This window comes from Flavobacterium sp. GT3R68, from assembly GCF_007109225.1.
Classification (GTDB): Bacteria; Bacteroidota; Bacteroidia; order Flavobacteriales; family Flavobacteriaceae; genus Flavobacterium.
Genome location: NZ_VJZK01000020.1, coordinates 1 through 2,248, shown reverse-complemented (window position 1 = coordinate 2,248; position 2,248 = coordinate 1). Strand labels below are relative to the sequence as shown.

Below are 2,248 nucleotides of genomic sequence, written 5' to 3'. Positions count from 1 at the left end.
TGATAACCGGAAGTTTGGTATATATTTGCAATTGTCCGGTGACAGGCAAGCCACTGTATGCAAGCCGCGGGGACGTTAGCAACAACCTTAATCCAAAATTACGCAGAAAATGAAAATTCTTGAGATTTTTGAGAAAATATCAGAGATTTATGCTTGGCTAAAAATTGTTTTTTCTTTCACTATGACTGGATTAATAATTGGTACTACTATTTATTATCTAAACCAAACTATTCCAATCCTTATAATTGCAATTTGTATCTCTTTATTCGGTTTCATTTTTGGGTTAACATTTGCGACCAAAATGTGGAACGGAAAAGGCACAATGTGGTTTTTATCAAGAGTTATGGCAAGTCCCGAACTTGATAACGTTGAAGAAGAAATTACCGCTAAAAAACAAGGCAGTTGCTAACAGCGGTTTGCCTCAATGGCTGGATTCTGTGATTCTTTAGAAAATACGCTGATAACTCAAAGTTTGGTCTATCTTTGTGATTGTTCGGTGAGTTACACGCCACTGAGGCAAGCCACCGGACGTTAGCCGTCAGTTTGGCTGAATCGAAAACATGAAAACGAAAACATGAATAGAAATATAAAAATAGTAATCATAATATTTTCAGTATTATTAGTTTCAGTATTATCATTACGCGGAAAATTTACTCATACAGAATTTAATTCTGAAAAATGGAAAAACGCAAACTTAAGTTTAGAGGATTTGTCGCTACGTTGGGATATGATAAATAGTCTAAGAAATAATCATGAACTTGTTGGAAAATCTTATGAAGAAATTAATTATATTATAGTTTAGGTTATACCGGAAATGGAATTAACACTGGAAACTTAACTTTAAAATTAAATTCTGATAAAAAAGTAACAGAAGTAATAGTAAATGAAGGATAAAAACCGAACGGCTAACAGCGGTTTGCCGCAATGGCTTATTCTGTGATTCTTTAGAAAATACGCTGATAACTCAAAGTTTGATTTATATTTGTGATTGTTCGGTGAAGTTCACGCCACTGAGGCAAGCCACCGGACGTTAGCTGCAATGCTGTGATGCTTATACCGAAAAATAACATTTATGAAAAAATATCTTTTGCTCCTTTTGCTTTTCATTTCGTTTACGAGTTTCTCGCAGACACAAGATGTTGACTTTCCTGTTAATGTAAAACCTGACGAAAAAGTTCAAACCGTATCAATTATTCAGTTAATTTCTAATCCAGAAAAGTATGACGGAAAAATAATTTCTGTTGCCGGCTTCTTAAATTTGGGATTTGAAGAAACTGCTCTTTATTTAAGCCAAAATGATGAGGAGCATAAATTGAAAAAAAATTCAATCTGGATTGATAAAGACTCTGACAGAAGTAGTATCTATCACAAAGAGTATGTAATCATAACTGGGACTTTTGATATGAAAAATAATGGTCACTTTGGTAGTTTTAGTGGGACCCTAAAAAAGATCACGAATATATACAAACAATAAGCACAGCAGCTAACAGCGGTTTGCCACAATGGCTTAATTCAGTGATTCTTTAGAAAATACGCTGATAACTCAAAGTTTGGTTTATATTTGTCATTGTTCGGTGATATCTTCGCCACTGAGGCAAGCCACCGGACGTTATGAGAGATTGTAACCCAACATTGAACTAAAAAATTAAATGAAATACATATTTTACTTTACCATATTCTTTTTTTTTGTTTCGTGTAAACAGGAAAATAAAATTTTAAAAGGTAAAAAACCGCCAAAAGCTCATTTCACATCTTATAGTGGCGATGGGTCAAGTTGGGATTTATATTTTCCTGATACAATTTTTTTAAATCGAAAATATAATGGACGAATTGTTTACAAAGGTGTTTTAGATACAATTACAACTTCATTTGACGATAAACATTCTCGTTATATACAAGCTGTTATGATGACGTCAGACAAACTTAACATCGATTTTAAGACTTTGCGGAAAACTGCAAAAGATACATTCGGCGCAAATAACTATAGAGAAATTAATTTCTATGATATTTCATTTAAAAAACCAGGCATAAACTATATACATGGATATATTATTGACCACTTATTTTTAGAAGCAAAAGGAACAAAGCCAGAAGATAGTTTAGTTAGAATGATTGAGAAGGAGGTAACTTTAAACTGTAAGGTTTACGTCAAGAAAGAATAACAACCTCTCATAACAGCGGTTTGCCTCAATGGCTTAATTCTGTGTTTCTTTAGAAAATACGCTGATAACTCAAAGTTTGGTTTATA

At 33.1% G+C, this 2,248-nt stretch carries 4 protein-coding genes; all 4 read left to right on the top strand.

Annotated elements, in window-relative coordinates:
- Nucleotides 1-109 precede the first annotated feature (109 nt).
- Nucleotides 110-409 (top strand): hypothetical protein, encoded by a 300-nt coding sequence (locus FNW07_RS13580; RefSeq protein WP_126745368.1) that lies wholly within the window; start codon nucleotides 110-112, stop codon nucleotides 407-409.
- Nucleotides 410-574: 165 nt separating this feature from the next.
- A complete protein-coding gene (locus FNW07_RS13575) occupies nucleotides 575-802 on the top strand; it encodes a hypothetical protein (protein WP_126745367.1) in 228 nt (75 codons plus the stop codon).
- 270 nt (nucleotides 803-1,072) lie between these two features.
- A complete protein-coding gene (locus FNW07_RS13570) occupies nucleotides 1,073-1,474 on the top strand; it encodes a hypothetical protein (protein ID WP_126745366.1) in 402 nt (133 codons plus the stop codon).
- Between the two features lie 175 nt (nucleotides 1,475-1,649).
- Nucleotides 1,650-2,162, top strand: coding sequence for a hypothetical protein (locus FNW07_RS13565; RefSeq protein WP_144265645.1), 513 nt, complete (start codon nucleotides 1,650-1,652; stop codon nucleotides 2,160-2,162).
- The last annotated feature ends 86 nt before the right edge of the window (nucleotides 2,163-2,248 follow it).

What these genes read in the sequence shown, in the direction of transcription:
- FNW07_RS13580 (WP_126745368.1), top strand. Translation starts at nt 110, where the DNA reads ATGAAAATTCTTGAGATTTTTGAGAAAATATCAGAGATTTATGCTTGG.
- FNW07_RS13575 (WP_126745367.1), top strand. Translation starts at nt 575, where the DNA reads ATGAATAGAAATATAAAAATAGTAATCATAATATTTTCAGTATTATTA.
- FNW07_RS13570 (WP_126745366.1), top strand. Translation starts at nt 1,073, where the DNA reads ATGAAAAAATATCTTTTGCTCCTTTTGCTTTTCATTTCGTTTACGAGT.
- FNW07_RS13565 (WP_144265645.1), top strand. Translation starts at nt 1,650, where the DNA reads ATGAAATACATATTTTACTTTACCATATTCTTTTTTTTTGTTTCGTGT.